Origin of the sequence: Methyloversatilis discipulorum (genome assembly GCF_000385375.1) — a bacterium.
Classification (GTDB): Bacteria; Pseudomonadota; Gammaproteobacteria; order Burkholderiales; family Rhodocyclaceae; genus Methyloversatilis; species Methyloversatilis discipulorum_A.
Genome location: NZ_ARVV01000001.1, coordinates 2,840,519 through 2,862,273, shown reverse-complemented (window position 1 = coordinate 2,862,273; position 21,755 = coordinate 2,840,519). Strand labels below are relative to the sequence as shown.

The following is a 21,755-nucleotide window of genomic DNA, read 5'->3' as shown; positions in this document are numbered from 1 at the left end:
TTTGCGCAAGTCGGGCCTGCAAGCTAAAGGTTCCCCCACAATGCGCCGTTCACCGGAAACCCTGTCGGCGCCCGTGACCTGATGCTTTCGACCCTTCGTTCGCTGCACCGTCCGTTCCTGTCGCGTTTCTTCTGTCTGCTGTGCTTCGCCGTGCCTGCATTCCTCGTCGTGGCGGACCGGGCGCAGGCGGGCGAACTGCCGTCGGTCGCGCTGCACTATGGTGCCGATGCGCCGCTGGCGGCGATGAAGGCCTTCGACATCGCCGTGGTCGAACCGGACCACGGTTTCGACCCGGCCGCCTACCGCGGGCAGGGCCGCTCCGAACTGTTCGCTTATGTCAGCGTGGGCGAGGTGCATCCGACCCGCCCTTACGCGGCACGTATCCCGGAAGCCTGGCGCATCGGTCGCAATCAGGCCTGGAAATCCGTCGTGATCGACCAGGCGCAGCCTGCGTGGCCGGCCTTCTTCGCCGAACAGGTGATCGCGCCGCTGTGGGCACGCGGCTATCGCGGCTTCTTTCTCGACACGCTGGATTCCTACCATCTGGTCAATGGCGTCGACGTCGTCGCTCAGCAGCAGGGCATGGTGGCCGTGGTGCGGCAACTGCGCAGCCGCTTTCCCGGCATCCGCCTCATCTTCAACCGCGGCTTCGAACTGCTGCCCGATCTGCGCGACGAGGTCTATGCGGTCGCTGCCGAATCGCTTTACCGCGGCTGGGACGCGAAGAAGAAGCGCTATGTCGAGGTCGGGCAGTCCGACCGCGACTGGCTGCTCGGACAGTTGCTGACTGCGCGCGACAAATACGGCGTGACGGCGATCGCCATCGACTACGTGGCACCCGCCGCACGGGAACTTGCGCGCGACACCGCGCGGCGCATTCATGCGCACGGCATCGTGCCCTACGTCACCGACGGCGATCTGCGGCACCTGGGCGTCGGCCTGATCGAGGTGCTGCCGCGCAAGATCCTGTTCCTGTACAACAGCCGTGAGGCGGCGCGCGTCAATGTGTCGGGCGCCCACCGCTACGCCGAGATGCCGGTCAATCACCTCGGTTACGTGGCGGACTATGTCGACGTGAACCAGCCGCTGCCGGACACGGTGCCGGCCGCCGAGTACGCGGGGGTCGTGAGCTGGTTCGACGGTCATGTCCCGCCTGCGCGCGCGACCGTGCTGGCACGCTGGATGGCGGCGCGCATCGCCGAAGGCACCCGTCTGGCGGTGTTCGGTTCATTCGGTTTCGAGCCGGCCGGCGATTTCCTGCGCGAGGCCGGTCTGGCGCCGGTCGCGCCGGCACGCGGCCGGCTCGACATCGCGTCGGCCGATCCGTCGATCGGCTTCGAATCACCGCCGATTCCGGAGCGCGGACGGCTGGAACGGATACGCGTCGATGTCGATGCGGCACGGACGCTGCTCACCGTGGCGGACGCCGACGGCAAGCGTTACGACGCGGTGGCGCAGATGCCCTGGGGCGGCTTTGCGCTGCATCCTTTCGCCATCCGCGTGCTTCCGCTCGAGGAGGCGCAGACGCGCTGGATCGTCGAACCTTTCGCCTTCATCCGCGATGCACTCGCGCTGCCGCCTTTGCCGGTGCCCGACACCACGACGCTGAGCGGGCGCCGCATGTTCTTCGCCCACATCGACGGCGACGGCTTCGCATCACGTTCTGAAATGAAGGGTCGTCGGCTGGCTGCCGAGGTGCTGCTCGATGACGTACTGAAGCGCTACGCCTTGCCGCACGCGATGTCGGTGATCGAGATCGAAACCAGCGCGCAGGGGCCGTACGCGAAGGATTCGGCCGAAATGGAGTCGGTCGCGCGCCGCATGTTCGCACTGCCGAACGTCGAGATCGCGTCGCACAGCTACACCCACCCGTTCTACTGGGACAGTGTCGAGCGCGGCGAGGTGAAGCAGGCGCTGCAGGGGTACTCGCTCGCACCCGAAGGCTATGTGCCGTCGCTGGAGCGCGAGATCGCCGGCTCGGTCGAGTACATCCGCAGCCGCCTTGCACCGCCAGGCAAGCCGGTGGGCCTGATGCTGTGGACCGGCGACGCGGCACCGACCGAAGCCGCGCTCGAAATGGTCGAGCGTCTCGGCATGGTGCAGATGAATGGCGGCTATACGGTGGCGAGCCGGCTCTATCCCAGCCTGGCCGCCGTGTCGGCACTCGGTACCTGGCAGGGGCGGCGCTTTCACGTTCATGCGCCGATCATGAACGAGAACGTCTACACCAATCTGTGGACCGGTCCGTTCTACGGTTTCGAGCGCGTCACCGAAACCTTCGATTTCACCGACAGGCCGCGCCGGCTCAAGCCGATCAACATCTACTACCACACCTATTCGGCGAGCAAGCAGGCGGCGCTGGAAGCGCTGCACAAGGTGTACCGGCACGCGCTGGCGCAGCCGGTGCATCCGGTCTATCCAAGCGAATACGTGCGCATCGCGATGAACTTCAACGATGTGGTGCTGGCGCGTACGCTCGATGGCGAGCGTTACCGGGTGCGCAACGCGCCCCACCTGCGTACGCTGCGCCTGCCGCGCGAACTGGGCGTACCCGACCTGCCGGCGTCGATCGGCGTGGCCGGCTTCCGCGACGACGGCGAGGGGCGCTATGTGCACCTCGCCGCGGACGAGGTGGAACTGCGTCTTGCCGCGGTCGATGCGCGCCTGCCGATGCTGGCCGACGCCAACGCCCGCATTCTGTCGGCGACGCGCGACGGCGAGCTGTACCGCTTCGAACTGCGCGCCCACGTGCCGCTCGAATTCGTGCTGGCGAACGCCGAGCGCTGCAGCGTTTCCGCCGACGGCCGCGTACTCGCCGCGCAGCGCCGCGACGGCGCGCTGACCCATTTCCGACTGAGCGCCCATGCTGCGACGATCGAGCTACGCTGCCGCCTCGCTTGAGCGACCGCGTCTGGTCGCGCCGCACGTGCTGCTGGGCATCGGTGCGCTGGTCGGCGTGCTGCTGGTGCTGCTCTATCCCTATCAGGCGCTGGTGCAATACACGATCAACGCCACGCGCGGCGACACACTCACGGTGGCCTATCTGCGCAACCTGCTGCGCACCGATCCGCGGAACCCGGAACTGCGGCTGGCGCTGGTGCGGCAGTCGCTCGCGCGGCGCGACTACGAACAGGCGCGTGCCGATCTGGCGCCGCTGCTGGCGAATGGCGTCGATCGTGACACGCTGACCGAAGCACGCTGGGTCGACTGGACGCTGTACGAGAGCGAGTTGCTGTCGACGGCGCCGTGGTCGTCACGCCACGTCGAGCTTGAGGCGCAGCTGCCGCAGCGCCTGCGCGATGCGGTGGCGATCGACGGCCTCAACGAAATCAACCGGATGTCGCTGGTGCAGCGCGCGCTGTCGCGCGGACAGGCGCTGCTGGCGCTGGACCTGATCGCCACCTTCCAGCGCGACGGCAGCGCGGTCGATCCGCGCCTGTACGGGCAGGCGGCGGCGGAACTGCTGGGGCAGGGCGAGTACGAGGGCGCGGCGCGCATGCTGCTGCTGCAGCGCAGCCGCGAGCCCGACGCAGCGGTCCGTCGCCAGCTCTTCCTGCAGGCGCTGCGCACGCTGCAGTCCGGCAATCTGCTCGATCTCGCGCTCGACACTGCGGAGCGCGAGATCGGCGAACTGGCGAACGACACCGAAGTGCTCTACTACCTGGTCACGCTGGCGCGCGCCGCCAACCGTCCGGAGGCGGCCGCCCGCTACGCGAAGCAGATGCTGAAGCTGTCGCTGCAGCAACAATTGCGCCGCGCCATGCTCGCGCAGGCCGGCTTCGACGCGCAGCCGTGGCGCGTCGCCACCGGCGCGGGCCCCGACCTGCCCTTCGACGACAAGATCTACACGCTGGGTTACGAAGCCTTTCTCGGCAACCGTCAGCTCGACGACGCACAGCGCGTGGCCGCTTCGGCGGTGCGTCAGGCGCCGGACGACATGAAGTGGCGCGAGCGTCTGGCCACCGTGTCCGAATGGGCCGGCCAGCCGCAGCAGGCGCTGGACCAGTGGCTCGTGCTGGCGCAGCGTACCAATCGCGAAGACGCATGGGATGCCGTGCTGCGGCTGGCGCCGGGCCTGCTCGACGACGAGGCGCTGCTGCCGGCGCTGCAGCACCGGCTGCGCCGCACGCCGGGTGACATGCGTCTGCTGGGCGAGATCGTCGCCGCCTACGAACGGCTGGGCCGGCCGCGCGAGGGCATCGCCTTCCTGCAGAAGATTACCGCCAGCTCACCCACGCCGCAGGCGCTGAAGGCGCTGGCCGATCTGGCCGAACGTGCCGGCGACATCGACCTCGCGCTGGCCACGCTGGCGCGCCTTGATACCGTCGTTGCGCCGGAGCCGGCGCGTGCGTCGCGCCGCGCCGCGCTGCTCATCGTGCGCAGCCGCTTCGATGACGCGATGCAGGCACTCGAATCGGCCAAGGCGGTGGCGACCGACGCCGACCGTGACTACTGGCGGCTGTATTCCTCGCTCGCCATGCTGCTGCAGGACGACGACCGGGCGCGTGCCGCACTGGAGCGCGTGACGCGTTTCGACGATTCAGACGCCTTCGAGCTGGCCGACCTTATCGAGCTGCTGACCGACGTCGCGCCGCTGGCGGCGGCACGCGAGGCCGAGCGCGGCTGGCGCCGCTACGGCGATACGCCCTGGCTGATGCGCACGCTCGACCTGTACGTGTTCGCCGGCCGGCCGCAGGACGTCGGCCGCATCATCGGCGACATGAGCGCTGCACAGCTGGCCGAGGCCGAGCGCGTGCCGCTGTTCCTGCAGATGCGCGCGCAGTGGCATCAGTCGGCCGGACGCCGCGATCTCGCCTTCGCCGACTTCAGCGCTGCACTGACGCTGGTGCCGGATTCGGCCGACGTGCGCTCGGCGCTGCTGTGGCTGCTGATAGACGGCAACGAGGTGCGCGCGCTGCGCGATCTGCTGCTGCGCAAGGAACAGGCGTGGGCGCAGGACGAAGCGCTGCATGACGCGCTGGCCGCGGCCTGGCAGGCGCTGTCGCGACCGCAGGTGGCGCTCGACCGTTACATGCTGCCGCGTTTCGGCCGCAAGCGTGGCGACTTCCTGTGGATGATGAACGTCGCCGACGCGCTGGAACAGAACCAGGAAGTCGACCGGGCCTGGCGCCTGCGACAGACGCTGTGGGCGCAGGAGCGACCGCGGCTGGGCGAGCTTGCCGCCGGCGACATCGGCCAGCTGCAGCGACTGGCACGGGTGCGTCTGGCGCGGGCACAGCAGCCGGGCGATGCGTCGCACGCGCTGCTGCGCGAGGTGCTGCGGCTGGACCGCGCTCCGGACGGCCAGTGGTTGCCGGCGGCGCGCGAACTGGCGCTGTCCTGGTTCATCGACCGCGGCGAGTACGACGCGGTGCGCGGCTTCCTATGGCACCAGTACGGACGCGCGCTGAACCGCCCGCTGTGGGCCGACATCACCGCCGCGCTCGGGCAGGGCGACGTCGCCGCGGTCGGCGCGCTGCTCGAAACCTGGGACGAACGTCTGCCGCGCTACGACCGCGTGAACAGTGCGCGCCTAGTCGGCGACCTGCGTCGGGCGCAGACGGCCGCGTTCGAGACGATGGATGCCCAGCGCGACGACGCGCCGCTGCATCTGCAGCTGTCCGACGCGATGCTCGATTACGCGCACCGTTTCGATCTCGACATCGCGCAGCGCGAACTGGGTGGCATCGACGAGCGGCAGGCGAGCGCCACGCTGGACATGGCGGTCGCGCCCGATCTGCGTATGAGTTTCGAATTCGGCTCGATCTCGCGCAGCCGCGGCGACAACACGCAATTCTCGGCGGTGCCGGGCGAAAGCAGCTATCTGCTCGGCAAGCTCGCGTGGATGCACGACGACGGCACCACCCGCATCACGCTCGGCCAGCGCGACGGATTCGAAACCATCCACCCGTTCGCGATCGAGCGCGAACAGCGCATCGACAACCGGCTCAGCGCGTCGGCCGGCATCGGCATCGACATGCCGGCGACCGAGAACCTCGGTCTGCGCGCGGCCGGCATGCGCGACCAGATCGACCTGCGTGCCAGTTACCGTGTGTCGCGCTACGACCGCGTCGGCCTGCAGCTGGGCGGCTACCGCTACCGGGCGCAGAACGGCCTGTCCATCGGCAGCGGCCGTCTGTGGCAGGCCGAGCTGGTGCATTCGATCCGCACCGAACTGCCCGATCTCGAAGTCAGCGCCTATGTCGCCGGCTACCGCTTCAGCCCGTCCGACATCGATCTCGCCGACGCGCGGGCGGTCGACATCAAGCAGCGCCTGTTCGCCGGCAGCGACGCCGACGCCACCGCGCTGCGCCCGCAGAGCTTCAATCTGCAAGGGCTCAGACTGACCCACAACATCCGCCTGCTGCGCGACTACACGAAGGCGCTGCGCCCCTTCGGCTCGATCGGCGTATCGAACAACAGCGTCGCTGGCGCCGGTTACGACGTGTCGCTGGGCGTGGCCGGCAGCCTGCTCGGTACCGATCATTTTTCGCTGTCCTGGCGACAGGACAAGGGCGGTGGTGGCATCTTCGCGCGCACCACCGAATTCGCACTGCATTACCGACTGTTTTTCTGAACCGGGAGAGTTCGCATGAAACGCCTGATCAACTACATCGCCGGCCTCGCTGCCGCGCTGGCGCTGCTCGCCGGCTGCGCCGTCATCGACCACTCGGCGCCGTCCGGCGCCGACAAGTCGGCGGCCTGGGTGCTGCTGCCCTTCAGCAACGCCACCGAAACGCCGTTTGCCGGCCAGCGCGCCGAAGCGGTGACCGAGAATCTGCTGCGCGCGCTCGGCGTCGCCAACGTGCAGCGCTATCCGTCCGATCTGCAGCGCGACAACCTGTTCGAAACCGGGCAGGCGAAGGACGACACGAAGGCGATCGAGTGGGCGAAGGCGCAGGGCGCGCGCTACGCCGTGACCGGTACGGTCGATGAGTGGCGCTACAAGGTCGGCGTCGATGGCGAGCCGGCGGTTGGCATCGCATTGCAGATCGTCGAGGTCGACAGCGGTCGCGTGCTGTGGAGCGGCGTTGGCGGCAAGAGCGGCTGGAGCCGCGAATCGCTGGCCGCGGTGGCGCAGGAACTGATCAAGTCGCTGCTGGTGCCGGCGCTGAAATGAACGACCGCTCGCCCGGCGAGAAGCCGGTCATCCGGCGCACCGAGGAGCCGCTGCTGCGGCGCCTGATGGCGCGCTTCACGCCGACCGCGTCCGGTGCCGGTGCGGCGGCCGTGGCCGAGACGCTGGCCACGCCGCTGCTCGCGCTGCTGCTCGCTTTCTGGCTCAACCCGCTCGACCCCTTCTTCCTGCGGGCGCAGTTCGCCTGGGTGTGGCTCGGCCCGGTGCTGGTGGCGCTGCGCTACGGGCCGATTCCGGGCCTGACCGCCAGCGCCATCGTTTTCGCCGCGTGGTTCGTGTTCGGCGAACTGGGTGTGGCGCTGGGCGAACTGCCCAAGCTGTACTTCCTCGGCTGGCTCATCACGGTGATGATCTGCGGCGAATTCTCGTCGCTGTGGCGCAATCGCGTGCGCCGTGCGGAGAGCGTGCAGGCCTATCTCGAGCAGCGCCTGGAGTATCTGACGCACCAGCATTACCTGCTGCGCCTGTCGCACGACCGGCTGGAGCAGGACTTGATTTCGCGCCCGGTGTCGATGCGCGACGCGCTGGTGAGTCTGCGCGGGCTGGCCTCGGCCCCCGGCGCAGCCGGTGATGCGCTGCCGGGCGCATCCGACCTGCTGCGTCTGGTCGCGCAGTACTGCCAGATCGAGCGCGCGGCTCTGCTGCCGGTCGATGCCGACGGCCGCCCCGATGGCGGCGCGCCGACCTATCTTGGCGCGCCTTTCGACATCGATGCCGGCGATCCGCTGATCGGCTTCGCTCTGGAGCGTCGCCGGCTGGCGCACGTGGCGCTCGACGACGAGCGCGCCGACGGCGGCTCGCGCTATCTGGTGGTGGCACCGCTGAGCGATATGAGTGGTTCGATGCGGGCGCTGCTGGTGGTCGACCGCATGCCTTTCTTCGCGCTGCACGAAGAAACGCTGCAGATGCTGAACCTGCTGCTCGGCTACTACGCCGACGGCCTGTCGGCGAGCGAGCTGGCGGCACCGCTGCGCGCGCGCTTCACCGACTGCCCGCTCGAATTCGCCTTCGAAATGGCACGCATGTGGCGCGTCCGCGTCGAGTCCGGCGTCGCCAGCGCGCTGGTCACGCTGGAATTTCCGGCGGGCGATGAGGGGCGTGAGCTGATGCAGCAGATCGCCCGCATCCAGCGCTCGCTCGACGTCGTGTGGCGCGTCGACGGTGATGACCGCCCGCGTCTGCTGACGCTGATGCCGCTGGCCGGCAGCGCCGCGGTCGAAGGCTATCTGGCGCGTATCGACAGCTGGTTGCGCCAGCACCGCGGCAGCGGACTGGACGACAGCGGCGTCGGCAGCCGCATCAGCATGCTCGATCAGGTCGAGCCGGTTGCTCTGTTGAGCGGCGTGCTGAAGGTGCGACATGGGCAGTAGCCAACTCGCCTTCGCTGCGCTGCTCGCCGAGCTGACCGCCTTCTACGGCCTCGGCAACATCGAGGCGCCGGATCTCGCGCTGTCCGCCTACCTGGCGGCACACGCGCCGGCCAGCCTGATGCTCGCGCTGGCGGTTTATGCGCTGATTCCGCCGGCCCGCTCGAAGCCGCGCACGAGCGTGCTGGCACTGCTGTTCAGCTGCATCTTCTTCGTGCCGGTACTCGGTTTCGTCGGCGTGCTGGCGGGCGCGCTGATGCGCCACCTGTTGCCGCGGCTGAAGGCGCCGCAGCGCTTCTCGGCGGTGCGGCTTCCGGATCTGGACATCCACGAAAGCAGCGAGAAGTCGGCCGCCGGCTTCCGTCAAGCCGGCGTGCGTCAGTTCCTGAAGAACGAACGCGCACCGGTGCCGCAGCGTCTGCGCGCAATGGTGGCGCTGTCGCACGCGCCGTCGCGCATCGGTTCGCCGGTGTTGCGCGAACTGCTCGGCGATTCGGAGGACGACCTGCGCCTGCTCGCCTACGGCCTGCTCGACAGCCGCGAGAAGCGGCTCAACGCCGACATCCACGAGGCGCGTCAGCGTTACGCGGCGAGCCGCGACGGCGAACAGCGCAGCCGCGTCGCGCATCAGCTGGCGGCGCTCTACTGGGAGCTGATCTATCAGGGGCTGGTGCAGGGCGACCTGCTCGACTATGCGGTCGGCGAGGCGCTGCGCTACAGCGAGATCGCACTGCAGACGCGCGGCAACGACCCGGCGCTGCATCTGCAGCACGGCCGACTGCTGCAGCAGATGGGACGGCTGGAGGAGGCCGATGCGGCCTACCGGCGTGCGCGCGAACTGGGTCTGCCCGCTTCGCGCGTCGTGCCCTATCTGGCCGAACTGGCGTTCGCGCGACGCGACTTCACGCAGGTGCGCGCGCTGCTGCAGACGATGCAGGACTGGGAAGGCCTGTCGCGGCTGCAGCCGGTGCTGAAATTCTGGGGGCAGGCATGAGTGCAGCACTGATCGATCGGTTCGACCGCAGCCTCCCTTCGTGCGGCAGCGACGGAGGAACATCCAGTGAGTGAGGTGATCCGCCGCGCGGAGCAGGGCGTCGACGTGGCGCTGTTGCTGGAGGGCACCTTCCCCTATGTATCGGGTGGCGTGTCGAGCTGGGTGAACCAGATCATCCGCGCCCACCCCGACCTGCGTTTCGCCGTCGTTTTCATCGGCAGCCGGCGCAGCGACTACGGCGACATGCGCTATGCGCTGCCGGACAACGTCGTGCATCTGGAAGCGCACTACCTGCACGACGACCTCGGCGGCGGCGCCAGTGCCCACGACCGCAAATCCGGCATGGCCGGCGACGCGCAGGCCTTCGAGCGGATGGCGGCGCTGCACGAATCCTTCCGCCATGGCGGCGCTGACGTCGAGGCGTTGTTCGCCGAAGCCTGCCGCGACATCCGGCCCGGCGGACGCATCGATCTCGACGCCTTCCTGCGCAGCGAAGCGTCGTGGGACATCGTTACCGACCGCTACCGCAAGTACTGCAGCGACCCGAGCTTCGTCGATTACTTCTGGACGGTGCGCATCATGCACCAGCCGTTGTGGCAGCTCGCCCGCATCGCACACACGCTGGTGCCGGCCAAGGTCTATCACAGCGTGTCGACCGGTTACGCCGGCTTTCTCGGCGCCATGCTGGCGCAGTCGACCGGGCGTCCGCTGGTGCTGTCGGAACACGGCATCTACACCAAGGAACGCAAGATCGACCTCTACCAGAACGAGTGGATACGCGACAACCGCAACGTGTTCCAGAAGGACGCGTCGGAGCTGAGCTACTTCCGCCAGCTGTGGATACGCTTCTTCGAATGGCTGGGACGCATCACCTACGCCGCCGCCGACCCCATCATCGCGCTGTACGAAACCAACCGGCTGCGTCAGGTGGCCGACGGCGCGGACGCAGCGCGCACGCGCAACATTCCGAACGGTGTGGCGATACAGCGGCTGGCGCCGCTGCGCGCGCAGCGGCCGGACGTCGTGCCGCCGGTGCTGTGCCTGATCGGCCGCGTGGTGCCGATCAAGGACATCAAGACCTTCGTGCGCGCGATGCGTCGCGTGGTCAATCGCATGCCCGAGGCGCAGGGCTGGATCGCCGGTCCGGCCGACGAGGATCCGGCATACGCCGAGGAGTGCCGCAACCTGGTCGACAGCCTCGGCCTGTCCGACAACGTGCGCTTTCTCGGCATGCAGAAGATAGACGAGCTGATGCCCAGGATCGGTCTGGTCGTGCTGTCGTCGATTTCCGAGGCGCTGCCGCTGGTGCTGCTCGAAGGCTATGCAGCCGGCGTGCCGGCCGTGTCGACCGACGTCGGCTCCTGCCGCCAGCTGATGTACGGTCTGGGCGAGGAGGACGAGGCGCTGGGTGCCGCAGGCCGCGTGGTCGGCATCGCCGACCCGCAGGCGCTGGCCGACGCTGCGCTCGAACTGCTGAACGACGGTGCGGCCTGGCAGGCGGCGCAGCATGCGGGCATCGCTCGCGTCGAGCGTTACTACAGCGACGCGCTGATGTTCGACCGCTACCGCGCCGTCTATGACGAAGCGCTGGCGCGCGACACGCGCGGCGCCGGCGGCTGCCCGTTCGGACACGGAGCGCGCTGATGGCCGGCATCGGTTTCGAACTGCGCAAGCTGCTGAAGAAGGACAGTCTGCTCGGGCTGGTCCAGGCCTACAGCTACGCCGGCGTGATCGGCTCCGGACCGTGGGTGCTGTCCATCGTCGGCATCCTGATGGTGGGTCTGCTGTCGCGCGCGGTGGTGGTGCCGGAATTCCTGATCACCCAGTTCCAGGTGTCGGTCACCTATCTGATCTCGAGCTCGCTCATCCTGACCGGCCTGGTGCAGCTCGCCTTCACCCGCTTCATTTCCGACCGCCTGTTCGAGAAGCGCGACGACCTCGTGATGTCGAACTTCAACGGCCTGCTGCTGTGGGTGCTGGCCGTTGCCGGCGTGGTCGGGCTGCTGCTCGCCTTCACGCTGTTCGCCGGCCTGTCGGTGTCCTATCGGCTGCTGATGCTGGCGGGCTTCGTGCTGTTGTGCGGCATCTGGGTGGCCACCATCTTCCTGTCCGGCCTGAAGATGTACCGCGCCATCCTGCTGCTGTACGCGCTCGGCTACGCGGTCACCGTGCTGTCGGCGCTGGCGGCGCGGCCGTGGGGGCTCGAAGGCCTGCTGGGTGGATTCGTGCTCGGGCACTTCGTGCTGTTCGTCGGCATGTGGATGATCACCGCCTGGCACTACCGCTCGCGGATGACGATTTCCTACGAATTCGCCCGCCGCGAGACGCGCTATCCGTCGCTGATGCTGATCGGCCTGCTGTACAACCTAGGCGTCTGGGTGGACAAGTTCATGTTCTGGAGCTGGCCGGAAACGTCGGACGCCATCATCGGACCGCTGCGCGCGTCGGTCATCTACGACCTGCCGGTGTTCATGGCCTATCTGTCCATCATTCCGGGCATGGCGGTGTTCCTGGTGCGCATCGAAACCGATTTCGTCGAGTACTACGACCGCTTCTTCGACGCGGTGCGCACCGGCGGTTCGCTCGAGTACATCGAGGACATGCGAGACGAGATGGTGTACTCGATCCGCCAGGGGCTGGCCGAGATCGGCAAGATCCAGACGCTGGCCATGCTGGCCGCCATCGTCGCCGGTCCGGCGGTGTTCGCGGTGCTGGAGATTTCGGAACTGAACCTGCCTCTGCTCTACATCCAGACCCTGGCCGCCAGCCTGCAGGTCGGTCTGCTGGCGCTGCTGAACGTGTTCTTCTACCTCGACCAGCGCCGCATCATTCTCGCGCTGTGCGGCTTCTTCTGTCTGTCCAACATCGCCTTCACTGCCTTGTCATTCCAGCTCGGTGCCAGCTTCTACGGCTATGGCTACGCGCTGTCGGTGCTGCTGACGCTGACGCTGGGCCTGTGGGCGCTGGACCGGAAGCTGGGGCGGCTGGAGTACGAGACTTTCATGCTGCAGTAGAGAGGCAAGCTGCAAGATTCAATCTGCAAGGTTCAAGACGCGCGGGCTCCGGATTTTCTTGCCGCTTGAATCTTGCAGCTCAGTACTGCGGGGCAGCTGCCGTGGTGATTTCGTGGCGCAGCAGGTGATAGAGCGCCAGGCGGTCAGGCGCGACGTGGTCGCGCAGGCCGCAGCCCGGTTCGCTGTCGTGCGCGCAGTCGCGGAAGCGGCATGTGCCCAGGTGCGGACGGAAATCCGGGAAAGCCTGTTCGAGGTCGTTTACGTCGAGCTGGGCGAGACCGAATTCCTGCAGGCCCGGGCTGTCGATCAACGCGCCGCCACCGTCGAGCGCGTAGAGCTTTGCGTAGGTGGTGGTGTGCTTGCCCGAATCGAGTGCCTGCGACACCTCGCGCGTCGCGGCGCGCGCTTCGGGCACCAGCGCATTGACCAGCGTCGACTTGCCCATGCCGGACTGGCCGGTGAACACGCTGGTGTGATCGCGCAGGAAGGGGCGCAGTGCGTCCGCGCCTTCGACCGCGCTCATCTCAAGCACCTCGTAACCCAGCGCACGGAACGGTGCGAGCGCAGCGCGGGCGGCGTCGAGCGAGGCGGTGAGGTCGCACTTGTTCAGCACGATCAGCGTCTGCAGCTGCTGCGCTTCGCACGCAACGAGGATGCGCGAAATCAGTTCCGGGCTGAACGACGGTTCGGTGGCGACGACGATGGCGACCAGATCGACGTTGGCGGCGACCATCTTCTGCTTCCACATGTCCTTGCGGTAGAGCAGGCTGGTGCGCGGCAGCACTTCGGCGATGCGCGCCTGGTCCTCGCCCTGGATGTCGAGCAGCACGCGGTCGCCGCAGGCGATGTCCGACTTCTTGCCGCGCGGGAAGGCCTGCAGTTCGCGCCCGTCCTCCAGCCGTGCAACGTAGTGCCGGCCGTGGGCCGACACGATGCGGGCGGCCGGCTGCAGAGTTTTTTTCAAACCGTCAGGCGGCGTCGCGCATCGCCTCGATGCGGGCGGCGCAGATCAGGTCGTTGAGGGACACACCGCGCACGCTGTGCGTGGTGAACACCACGCGTACGCGGTTGGCGCCGAACATGATGTCCGGGTGGTGATCTTCGGCCGCAGCCAGCGCGGCGACCTGATTCACGAAGGCGACGGTCTGCGCGTAGTCGGTGAACTGGAAGTCCTTGGCGATGTGCTTGTCGATTTCGATCCAGCCGCGCAGGTCCTTCAGGGCCGCGGCGAGCGCCTCGTCCTCGATGCGGCGGTGGGCGCCCTTTTGCGGCGTGCAGTGTTGTTGTGCGAGTTCTTGTGCGGTCATCGTCAGGTGGATTGCAGCCGCGCCACGCGCAGCGCGGCCGGCGGGTGGGAGTCGTAGAACTGCGAGTACAGCGGGTCCGGCGTCAGCGTCGAGGCGTTGTCGCGGTACAGCTTGACCAGCGCGGTGACCAGCCAGTCGGCGCGGGTCTGTGCTACGGCGTAGGCGTCGGCCTCGAACTCGTGCTTGCGCGACATCAGCGACAGGATGGGCGACAGCGGGAAGCTGAACACCGGTATTACGAGAGCGAACAGCGTCAGCGCCATCGCATCGCCCTGCGACGATACGCCCAGCTGTTCGAAGAACCACGGCGCGTCGACCAGCCAGCCGAGCAGGGCGAAGAAGGCGAGGCTGCCGGCGGCGATCCAGCCGACGCGCTTCCAGATGTGGTGGTGCTTGTAGTGGCCCAGCTCGTGCGCCAGCACCGCTTCGATCTCGTCGCCGCCAAGGCGGTTGAGCAGGGTGTCGAAGAACACGATGCGCTTGCCCTTGCCGAAGCCGGTGAAGTAGGCGTTGCCGTGCGCCGAGCGGCGCGAGCCGTCCATCACGAACAGGCCGTCGGAGCGGAAGCCGCAGCGTTCCAGCAGCGCCTCGATGCGGCTGCGCAGCTCGCCTGCCGGCATCGGCTCGAACTTGTTGAACAGCGGTGCGATGAAGGTCGGATAGAGCACCATCATGGCGAGGCTGAAGGTGAGCCAGAAGGCCCAGGCGTACACCCACCACGCGGCGCCGAGGCTGTCCATGATCCACAGCACCGCGGCGACCGCCGGTGCGCCGATGGCGGCGCCGATCAGGCCGTGCTTGATCTGGTCGCCGAAGAACATGCCCAGCGTCATCTTGTTGAAGCCGAAGCGCTGTTCGATCACGAAGGTGCGCCACATGAGCACCGGCAGGTCGATCAGCGACGAGGCGAAGGCGACGATGCCGATGAACACGAGGTCACGCACCATGCCGTCGCCGGCGAGGCGGCCGGCCAGATCGAACATCCACTGCAGGCCGCCGCCCAGCGTCAGCACCAGCAGCCACAGCGCGCCGATGACGACGTCGGCGCGGCCGAGACCGGCGCGCGCGACCGTGTAGTCGGCGGCCTTCTGGTGGGCATCGAGCGGAATCGCTTCGCGGAAGGCGACCGGCACTTCGCTGCGGTGGGCGGCGACGTGGGCGCGGTGACGGGTGGCCAGCCACAGGCGCACGCCGGTGGTCAGCACGAGAGCGGCGACGAAGATTTCGGTGAGCATGGTGGGTTGCCTCGGGTGGATGCGGTTCCGGTCAGGATCAGAGTCAATTTAGACTCAGTCCAGGTCACGCGAGTGTGACAAAATCGGGCCGATCCGCGTTCGGACGAACGCATTAATCCCGCTTGGAAATTTTCTCGATTATGGCACAGGACCTCACACATCTCGTCTGGCTGGACATGGAAATGACCGGACTGGATCCGGACAACGACCGCGTGATCGAACTGGCCTGCGTGGTCACCGACGCCAATCTCGAAGTGATCGCGGAGGGCCCGGTGCTGGTGGTGCATCAGTCCGACGAAGTGCTCGGCGGCATGGACAGCTGGAACACCGCCACCCATGGCAAGTCAGGCCTGACCGAACGCGTGCGCGCCTCGACGCTGGACGAGAACGAAGCGGCCGCGCAGATGATCGCTTTCCTCAGCCAGTACGTACCCGAGCGCACCAGCCCGATCTGCGGCAACTCGATCTGCCAGGACCGGCGCTTCCTCGCCCGCCACATGCCGACGCTCGAAGCCTGGTTTCACTACCGCAACCTCGACGTGTCGACGCTGAAGGAACTGTGCAAGCGCTGGCGGCCGCAACTGGCCGCGCAGTTCAAGAAGGCGCAGCGGCATGAGGCGCTGGCCGACATCTACGAATCGATAGACGAACTGAAGTTCTACCGCGAACACTTCCTGCGCATGGAGTGAGGCGATGAGCACCCTTCGCATCGCCGTTGCGCAACTGAACTGCGTGGTCGGCGATCTCGACCACAACGCCGCGCTCATTCTCGACGCCGCGCACCGCGCGGCGGAGCAGGGCGCCGACCTGCTGCTGACGCCCGAACTGGCGCTGTGCGGCTACCCGCCGGAAGACCTGCTGCTGCGCCCGGACTTTCACCGCGCCTGCGCGCACGCGCTGGCCCGCATCGCTGCCGAGGCACCGCGTGATCTGGCTGTGCTGGTGGGGCACCCGCACGCGAGCGGCGAGTGCCGGTACAACGCCGCCAGCGTGATCCGTGGCGGCCGCGTCGAGGCCACCTATTTCAAGATGCGCCTGCCGAACTACGAAGTGTTCGACGAGGAACGCTACTTCGACGCCGGCACGCAGCCGCTGGTGATCGACGTCGAGGGCGTGAAGGTGGGCGTGAACATCTGCGCCGACGTGTGGGAGCCGGGCGCGGCCGAAGCCGCCGCAGCTGCCGGCGCACAGCTGCTGGCCGTGCTCAACGCGTCGCCCTACCACCTGAACAAGCCGGTCACCCGCGAACAGGTGGTGGCCGAGCGCGTGCTTGCCACCGGCATTCCGGTCGTCTACTGCAATCTGGTCGGCGGCCAGGACGAACTGGTGTTCGACGGCGCCTCGTTCGCGCTCGACCGCCGCGGTCGCCTGGCTTGGCGCGCGCCGCACTGCCGCGAACATTTCGCCACGGTCGAATTCAGCGCCGGCGACATCGTTGCCCAGCCGCTGCCGCGGCAGACCACCGTCGAACAGGACTGTTACGAAGCGCTGGTGCTCGGCGTGCGCGACTACCTCGGCAAGAACGGCTTCAGGTCGGCGCTGATCGGCCTGTCAGGTGGCGTCGATTCGGCGCTGACGCTGTGCATCGCCGTCGACGCCATCGGCGCCGAGCACGTGCGTGCGGTCATGATGCCGTCGCCCTACACTGCGCAGATGAGCCTCGACGACTCGCGCGAACTGGTGCGCAATCTCGGCGTGCGTTACGACGAAGTGTCGATCGCTCCCGCGATGCAGACCTTCGAGCAGATGCTGAAGCCGCTGTTCGGCGACGCCGCCGCCGACACCACCGAAGAGAATGTGCAGGCCCGTGCCCGCATGATCATGCTGATGGCGCTGTCCAACAAGACCGGCGCCATCGTGCTCACCACCGGCAACAAGAGCGAAATGGCGGTCGGCTATTCGACGCTCTACGGCGACCTGGCCGGCGGCTTCGCGGTGATCAAGGACATCTACAAAACCTTTGTCTACCACCTCTGCGCCTGGCGCAACAGCCAGCGCCACGACATCCCGGACAACATCCTGACCCGTGCGCCGTCGGCCGAACTGCGCCCGAACCAGACCGACCAGGACAGCCTGCCCGCCTACGAAATCCTCGACGCCATCATCCAGGCCTATATGGAGCGCGATCAGTCGCCGCGCGAAATCATCGCCGCCGGCTTCGCCGAGAACGACGTGAAACGGGTGATCGGGCTGCTGAAGCGCAACGAGTACAAGCGCCGTCAGGCACCGCCGGGCGTGCGGGTGACGGAGCGGGGGTTCGGCAAGGACTGGCGGTATCCGATTACGAATCGGTATCGGGACGAGGACTGAGGCGATTGCGGAGCGGGTGAGGCGCCCCGCGCTCGCGGGCTCAGGGATCGCTCACCGCCGCCGCGAAATCCGGCATCTTCGTCAGGATGTCGTTACGCAGTGACTGTGCTGCGGCGACGTTCTGCTGGCGCAAACCGAGGTAGCTGCTGCGCAGGCCGGCGGCGTCGCGCGCATTGGCGTGCACGAGTGCTTTCACGTGCCAGGCGTTCAGGAAGCCGGGGTAGCGCGCGGTCAGGCGGTCGAGCACCGCGATGCCCTTGGCGAACTGCCTGTTCTGTCCGTAGGCCTGACCGAGGAAGAACTGGCCGTCGGGCGACTCGGGTGCCAGTTGCTCGGCGCGCTCCAGCACCTCGATCGCGCGGCCGACTTCCCGCTTCAACATCAGTGCGTGGCCCAGATTGATCCAGCCGTTGACGGTCTGAGGGTCGAGCCGCACCGCGACTTCGAGCGCTTCCACCGCCTCTGCCGGGCGGCCGAGCAGAATCAGCACATAGCCTTTGCTGCTCCAGGCCGGACCGGCAGTGGGATGGAGCTTTGTTGCGCGCGTCGCGTATTCGAGGGAGCGCGTGTGATCCTGTTCGCGACCGTATTGCGCGCAGCGGGCGAGCAGCACTTCGAGACTTTCAGGCGCGGCCGCCTCGGCGCGCGTCAGCGCAGTGCGCGCTTCGTCCACCAGTCCGGCACGCAGCGCTGCCTCGCTCAACGCGATCTGGTCTGGCGCGGCGGCGCCGGGCAGACGGACCAGGCTGCGAGCGCTGGCAAGTGCGCCGGGCCAGTCGCCGAGCTGGCTCTGCACCTGATTCAGCTCGCGCAGGGCCGCTGCGTCATCGGGGTGGCGCGCAACGACCCGTTGACGCAGTTTCGCGGCCCCCGCGCGGTCGCCGGTGTTCGCCAGATGCCGGGCAAGGCTCAACTGCGCTTCGCGATGATCCGGATCGCGCGCCAGTACCGCGTCGATCATCTTCCGCCCTTCTTCTGCACGTCCGCTGTCCATCAGCAGGGCGCCCAGCGGCGCCGCGGCATCGTTGGACGCGGGTGCGATGGCGAGTGCCTTGCCCAGCGCCTGTTCGGCCTCGGTATAACGGCTCTGCGCCAGCGATTCGTGCGCGAGCGCGATCAGTGTGGCCACGTTTTCGCTGCCGGAACTTGCGGTCGAGAGCACCGCGCGCGCCTGGTCGGTCTGTCCGGCGGCCTTCAGCGAACGCGCCAGTGCGGCCGACCACGACACCTGCCCCGGCTGGTGCCGCAGGGCGATGCGCCATGCACGTGCGGCTTCGGCTGGCCGGCCGAGCGCGTCATGCGATTCCGCCAGCAGCGCCCAGGCGTCGTCGTCATTCGGGCTGCGCCTGATGGCCTGATTCGCCAGTTCGTGGGCGGCGCGCGCGTCACCTTGCCGCATCCGCCATCGGCCTTCGACCCGATACGGGTAGCCGGAAAGGGGCTGGGCCTCCTTGGCGCGTGCAAATGCGGCCGCCGCTTCCGCCGGGCGCTTGCCGACGAGCCGGACGTCGGCCAGTTCGACCCAGGCGGCGGCGTTGCGCTCGTGCAGTTCGAGTGCGCGCAGCTGGTCGCGCTCGGCTTCGTCGTAGCGGCCGAGGTTCATCCTGGCCAGCCCGCGCAGGCGCCAGGCCTCGGACGTATCGGGCAGTGCGTCGATCCAGCGGCTTGACCATTCGGCCAAGGCAGCCATGTCTCCCGACGAGCGCAGCCGCTCTGCCTCCTCCGCCCAGCGAGGTTCGGCCTCGGGTACGACGAAGGGTGGCGGCGGCGCCGTTCCTCGCTGGGCGAGGTCGCCGATCCATTCGACCGGCAGCGCGATATTGGTGTTCTGTCCCGCCACCATGGTGCCGGTGGTGATGCCGACCAGCCGGCCCTGGTCGTCGAACAGGCCGCCGCCGCTGGAGCCCGGCGACAGCGACGCCGACACGACGATGATCGGGGCGCTGTCGCCCGTCAGCAGATTGGATACCAGGCCACTGCTGACCGAGACACCCAGGCCGAGCGGGTTGCCGATCGCATGCACCCGATCGCCGACAGCGAGCGTGGCGCCCGCCCGCTGCGCGACCGCAGGCGCGTCGAGCGTGTCGACTTCGAGCAGGCACAGATCGCGCTCGACATCGCCGAGGGTCCAGCGGGCGCTGTGGGTCTTGTTGCCGTCATTCACCGAGATCGATTTCGCGTAGCGGATGACATGGCAATTGGTGATGACGGTCGCGCGTGCGATAACCACACCGCTGCCTTCGCCGGCGATACGGTCCTCGATGTCGATGGCACGGACGGTCACCACCCCGGACAGTGCGGCTTTTACCGATGCCGCCGGTGGTGTGTCGGCCGAGGCCGGCAGGCCGTGGGTGGCGAGCAGCAGGATGAGGGCGCGGCGCATCATCGCGTGATCTCCAGCGGCACGATGCAGCAGAGGTAGGCAAGTTCGGCGCGTTCGCGGTCCAGTTCGCGCAGCCGGCCGTATGCCCGGCGGGCGTCTTCGTGGCGATCGAGCTTGTAGTAGACCTCGACCAGCGCTTGCCATACCTGGATCTGCGACGGGTCGATCGAGATGGCGTGCTCCAGGGATTTCACCGCGTCGGCATTCCGGTTCGTGCTGGCGTGGACGAATCCGATCTGTCGCCAGCCGTCCGGATCCTTGGGGAAGTCCTTGGCCCAGCGCTTGAAGATGTCCATCGCCTCGTCGAAACGTGCGGAGTCCTTCAGTGCGAGACCGAGCCTCCAGCGCCACAGGGGTTCGTCCGGCGACAGCGCGATCGCCTTGCGGAAGGACGCGATCGCTTCCGTCCATCGCTGCTGGGCATACGCGTTCTCGCCGATGGCGGACCACACCCAGGCGGGTGACCGGGGCTTGTGCTCAAGGCTGAGCCTCAGCACCCGCGACGATTCCTGCGGGCGCCCGAGCGCCGCCAAGGCGCGGCCGCGGAAATACAGCAGATCGCCATCGGTATCCGCCGACGCACCTTGCCCGAGGATGAGCTCCAGCGCCCGTTCGGGCTTCCGGGCGGCCAGGTATGCGTCGGCGAGTCGCATCACTGCGCCGGTGTCGTTCCGCGCGAGGTGGTGCGCTCGCCGGCGATAGTCGAGCGACGCCGCGGTGTCGCCGCGGAGTGCTGCAATGTGGGCGAGGCCGTCAAGCGGGCCGCTCGACCACGGATACAGCTGCTGAGCGTGACGGTAGGATGCTTCCGCTTCATCGAGGCGTTTCGCCATCCCTTGCGTGTAAGCCAGCATCAGCCACGCGTCCAGCTCGTCGCCGAAATCGGCAGTCAGCCGCCGGGCAGCGGTCAGCGCGTCGTCGGTCTTCTGCTGCCCGATCAGGGTGCGGCACAGGCCGAAGGCCGCCTGGCGATGGCTGGCGTCCAGCGCGAGTGCGGCGCGATAGGCGGCCTCGGCCGCCGGCGTTCTGTTCAAGCCCTCGTTGGCCTGTGCTTTTGCGATCTGCGCGTCCACGCTCGTGCGGTGACGCTTGGACCAGCGATCGGCATGCTGCAGCAGTTCGGTCCATTTCTGCTCCGCGACCAGGCGCTCGGCCTCGGCGGCAAGGCGTGACTGTTCCTGGGCGGCCGCGTCGATGACGGCGGCGCGCTGGGCAACGCCGGCAAGCTGGCGCACCTCGATGGCGAAATTGATGTTCTGGCCTTCGCGCCTGGACGTTTCGATCATGCCGATCAGCGCGCCGCTGGCGTCGAACAGGCCGCCACCTTCGGAGCCCGGGGAGATGGCTGCCGTGAACTGGATGCGCCGTTCGTTGTTGGCACCGCGTATTGCCGACACGACGCCCTCCGAAATGCCGGTGCCAAGTCCCAGGCCGTTACTGACGGCATAGACGGTGTCCCCGGCCGATGGCAGGCCGGCGAGCCTGGGGGCCGGCAGCTTGCGGGCTCCGTCGGCGACCAGCGCACACAGTGCGTTCTGCGCGTCGCGCGACTCCAGTCGAGCAACGAGGACCGTGCTGTCCTTGCGCAGCTGCAGGGTGTGCTGTTGCGGGTTCCAGCCGGTTTCGCAGCGGGTGACGAAACGACCGCCGCCCAGTGACAACGCACTGGCGACGGCCTCGGCAACGCCGTTCTCGTCCTGCAGATGCAGCTCGTACACGCTGGACGAGGCGCGCTCGAACACGGCGCGTGGGCCGGACCCTGCGTTGGCGGACCCCGACAGCATCATGGCGACTGAAATCAGGACGACGGTCTTCGTGCGCAGCGTGCGGTGCGGGGCGGTGAGGGCGGACATGGCGGACTCTGGCGCAGGCGACAGCGCGCATTATGCCGTCGGCTTGGCAAAGGCATTCGTAATTGTCGGCCGCGGTGTTGCCTTTATCACTGAGTGCTGCAGATGTCCCTGTCGATGGGTCACCCGGCGGACGGGATCCGCGAACGACGCTGCG

The 21,755-nt window shown here is 67.9% G+C and carries 14 protein-coding genes; 9 read left to right on the top strand and 5 right to left on the bottom strand.

What is annotated here, in order from left to right; all coding sequences use genetic code 11:
- Positions 1 to 81 precede the first annotated feature (81 nt).
- The 7 genes from METRZ18153_RS0113415 to pelG all read left to right on the top strand — a co-directional run bounded on the left by METRZ18153_RS0113415 (position 82) and on the right by pelG (position 12,513).
- A complete protein-coding gene (locus METRZ18153_RS0113415; RefSeq protein ID WP_020165204.1) occupies positions 82 to 2,901 on the top strand; it encodes a bifunctional glycoside hydrolase 114/ polysaccharide deacetylase family protein in 2,820 nt (939 codons plus the stop codon).
- Positions 2,864 to 6,577, top strand: a complete 3,714-nt coding sequence (locus METRZ18153_RS0113410; RefSeq protein WP_020165203.1) for a tetratricopeptide repeat protein — start codon at positions 2,864 to 2,866, stop codon at positions 6,575 to 6,577. The genes METRZ18153_RS0113415 and METRZ18153_RS0113410 overlap by 38 nt, the downstream gene beginning before the upstream one ends.
- A gap of 15 nt (positions 6,578 to 6,592) precedes the next feature.
- The gene (locus METRZ18153_RS0113405; RefSeq protein ID WP_020165202.1) at positions 6,593 to 7,120 is read left to right on the top strand and encodes a hypothetical protein; all 528 of its coding nucleotides are present in this window, start codon (positions 6,593 to 6,595) and stop codon (positions 7,118 to 7,120) included.
- Entirely contained in the window at positions 7,117 to 8,508 is a 1,392-nt protein-coding gene (locus METRZ18153_RS0113400; RefSeq protein ID WP_020165201.1) for a PelD GGDEF domain-containing protein, read from the top strand. The genes METRZ18153_RS0113405 and METRZ18153_RS0113400 overlap by 4 nt, the downstream gene beginning before the upstream one ends.
- On the top strand, positions 8,498 to 9,499 hold the full coding sequence (locus METRZ18153_RS0113395) for a hypothetical protein (protein WP_020165200.1): 1,002 nt from the start codon (positions 8,498 to 8,500) through the stop codon (positions 9,497 to 9,499). Before METRZ18153_RS0113400 ends, METRZ18153_RS0113395 begins: the two co-directional genes overlap by 11 nt.
- A 66-nt stretch (positions 9,500 to 9,565) precedes the next feature.
- Complete coding sequence (gene pelF, locus METRZ18153_RS0113390; RefSeq protein WP_020165199.1) at positions 9,566 to 11,143, top strand: GT4 family glycosyltransferase PelF; 1,578 nt, start codon at positions 9,566 to 9,568, stop codon at positions 11,141 to 11,143.
- The gene (pelG, locus tag METRZ18153_RS0113385; RefSeq protein ID WP_020165198.1) at positions 11,143 to 12,513 is read left to right on the top strand and encodes an exopolysaccharide Pel transporter PelG; all 1,371 of its coding nucleotides are present in this window, start codon (positions 11,143 to 11,145) and stop codon (positions 12,511 to 12,513) included. Before pelF ends, pelG begins: the two co-directional genes overlap by 1 nt.
- 79 nt (positions 12,514 to 12,592) lie before the next feature.
- Here the strand turns inward: pelG and rsgA are convergent, their stop codons facing one another.
- From rsgA to METRZ18153_RS0113370, 3 genes are read right to left on the bottom strand one after another with little or no spacing between them, the layout of a single operon-like run.
- The gene (rsgA, locus tag METRZ18153_RS0113380) at positions 12,593 to 13,477 is read right to left on the bottom strand and encodes a ribosome small subunit-dependent GTPase A (RefSeq protein ID WP_020165197.1); all 885 of its coding nucleotides are present in this window, start codon (positions 13,475 to 13,477) and stop codon (positions 12,593 to 12,595) included.
- A 4-nt stretch (positions 13,478 to 13,481) separates the two neighbouring features.
- Positions 13,482 to 13,820 carry a 4a-hydroxytetrahydrobiopterin dehydratase gene (locus tag METRZ18153_RS0113375; protein ID WP_020165196.1) on the bottom strand — a complete coding sequence of 113 codons (339 nt, stop codon included), beginning with the start codon at positions 13,818 to 13,820 and terminating at the stop codon, positions 13,482 to 13,484.
- A gap of 2 nt (positions 13,821 to 13,822) precedes the next feature.
- Complete coding sequence (locus METRZ18153_RS0113370) at positions 13,823 to 15,055, bottom strand: M48 family metallopeptidase (protein WP_020165195.1); 1,233 nt, start codon at positions 15,053 to 15,055, stop codon at positions 13,823 to 13,825.
- A gap of 140 nt (positions 15,056 to 15,195) precedes the next feature.
- Here METRZ18153_RS0113370 and orn point away from each other — a divergent pair, with 140 nt between their 5' ends.
- Both orn and METRZ18153_RS0113360 read left to right on the top strand, forming a co-directional pair.
- Entirely contained in the window at positions 15,196 to 15,744 is a 549-nt protein-coding gene (gene orn / locus METRZ18153_RS0113365) for an oligoribonuclease (protein ID WP_020165194.1), read from the top strand.
- A 4-nt stretch (positions 15,745 to 15,748) separates the two neighbouring features.
- A complete protein-coding gene (locus METRZ18153_RS0113360) occupies positions 15,749 to 17,365 on the top strand; it encodes an NAD+ synthase (protein ID WP_020165193.1) in 1,617 nt (538 codons plus the stop codon).
- Positions 17,366 to 17,405: 40 nt separating this feature from the next.
- On the opposite strand, the gene METRZ18153_RS0113355 is transcribed toward METRZ18153_RS0113360, so the two are convergent.
- Both METRZ18153_RS0113355 and METRZ18153_RS0113350 read right to left on the bottom strand, forming a co-directional pair.
- Positions 17,406 to 19,751, bottom strand: a complete 2,346-nt coding sequence (locus METRZ18153_RS0113355) for a tetratricopeptide repeat protein (RefSeq protein WP_020165192.1) — start codon at positions 19,749 to 19,751, stop codon at positions 17,406 to 17,408.
- A complete protein-coding gene (locus METRZ18153_RS0113350) occupies positions 19,748 to 21,601 on the bottom strand; it encodes a S1 family peptidase (RefSeq protein ID WP_020165191.1) in 1,854 nt (617 codons plus the stop codon). The genes METRZ18153_RS0113355 and METRZ18153_RS0113350 overlap by 4 nt, the downstream gene beginning before the upstream one ends.
- Between the last annotated feature and the right edge of the window lie 154 nt (positions 21,602 to 21,755).

Bases quoted from the DNA above. Each gene is read 5' to 3' on its own strand.
- METRZ18153_RS0113415 (WP_020165204.1), top strand. From the start codon at position 82: ATGCTTTCGACCCTTCGTTCGCTGCACCGTCCGTTCCTGTCGCGTTTC.
- METRZ18153_RS0113410 (WP_020165203.1), top strand. From the start codon at position 2,864: ATGCTGCGACGATCGAGCTACGCTGCCGCCTCGCTTGAGCGACCGCGT.
- METRZ18153_RS0113405 (WP_020165202.1), top strand. From the start codon at position 6,593: ATGAAACGCCTGATCAACTACATCGCCGGCCTCGCTGCCGCGCTGGCG.
- METRZ18153_RS0113400 (WP_020165201.1), top strand. From the start codon at position 7,117: ATGAACGACCGCTCGCCCGGCGAGAAGCCGGTCATCCGGCGCACCGAG.
- METRZ18153_RS0113395 (WP_020165200.1), top strand. From the start codon at position 8,498: ATGGGCAGTAGCCAACTCGCCTTCGCTGCGCTGCTCGCCGAGCTGACC.
- pelG (WP_020165198.1), top strand. From the start codon at position 11,143: ATGGCCGGCATCGGTTTCGAACTGCGCAAGCTGCTGAAGAAGGACAGT.
- METRZ18153_RS0113375 (WP_020165196.1), bottom strand. From the start codon at position 13,820: ATGACCGCACAAGAACTCGCACAACAACACTGCACGCCGCAAAAGGGC.
- METRZ18153_RS0113370 (WP_020165195.1), bottom strand. From the start codon at position 15,055: ATGCTCACCGAAATCTTCGTCGCCGCTCTCGTGCTGACCACCGGCGTG.
- orn (WP_020165194.1), top strand. From the start codon at position 15,196: ATGGCACAGGACCTCACACATCTCGTCTGGCTGGACATGGAAATGACC.
- METRZ18153_RS0113360 (WP_020165193.1), top strand. From the start codon at position 15,749: ATGAGCACCCTTCGCATCGCCGTTGCGCAACTGAACTGCGTGGTCGGC.
- METRZ18153_RS0113355 (WP_020165192.1), bottom strand. From the start codon at position 19,751: ATGATGCGCCGCGCCCTCATCCTGCTGCTCGCCACCCACGGCCTGCCG.
- METRZ18153_RS0113350 (WP_020165191.1), bottom strand. From the start codon at position 21,601: ATGTCCGCCCTCACCGCCCCGCACCGCACGCTGCGCACGAAGACCGTC.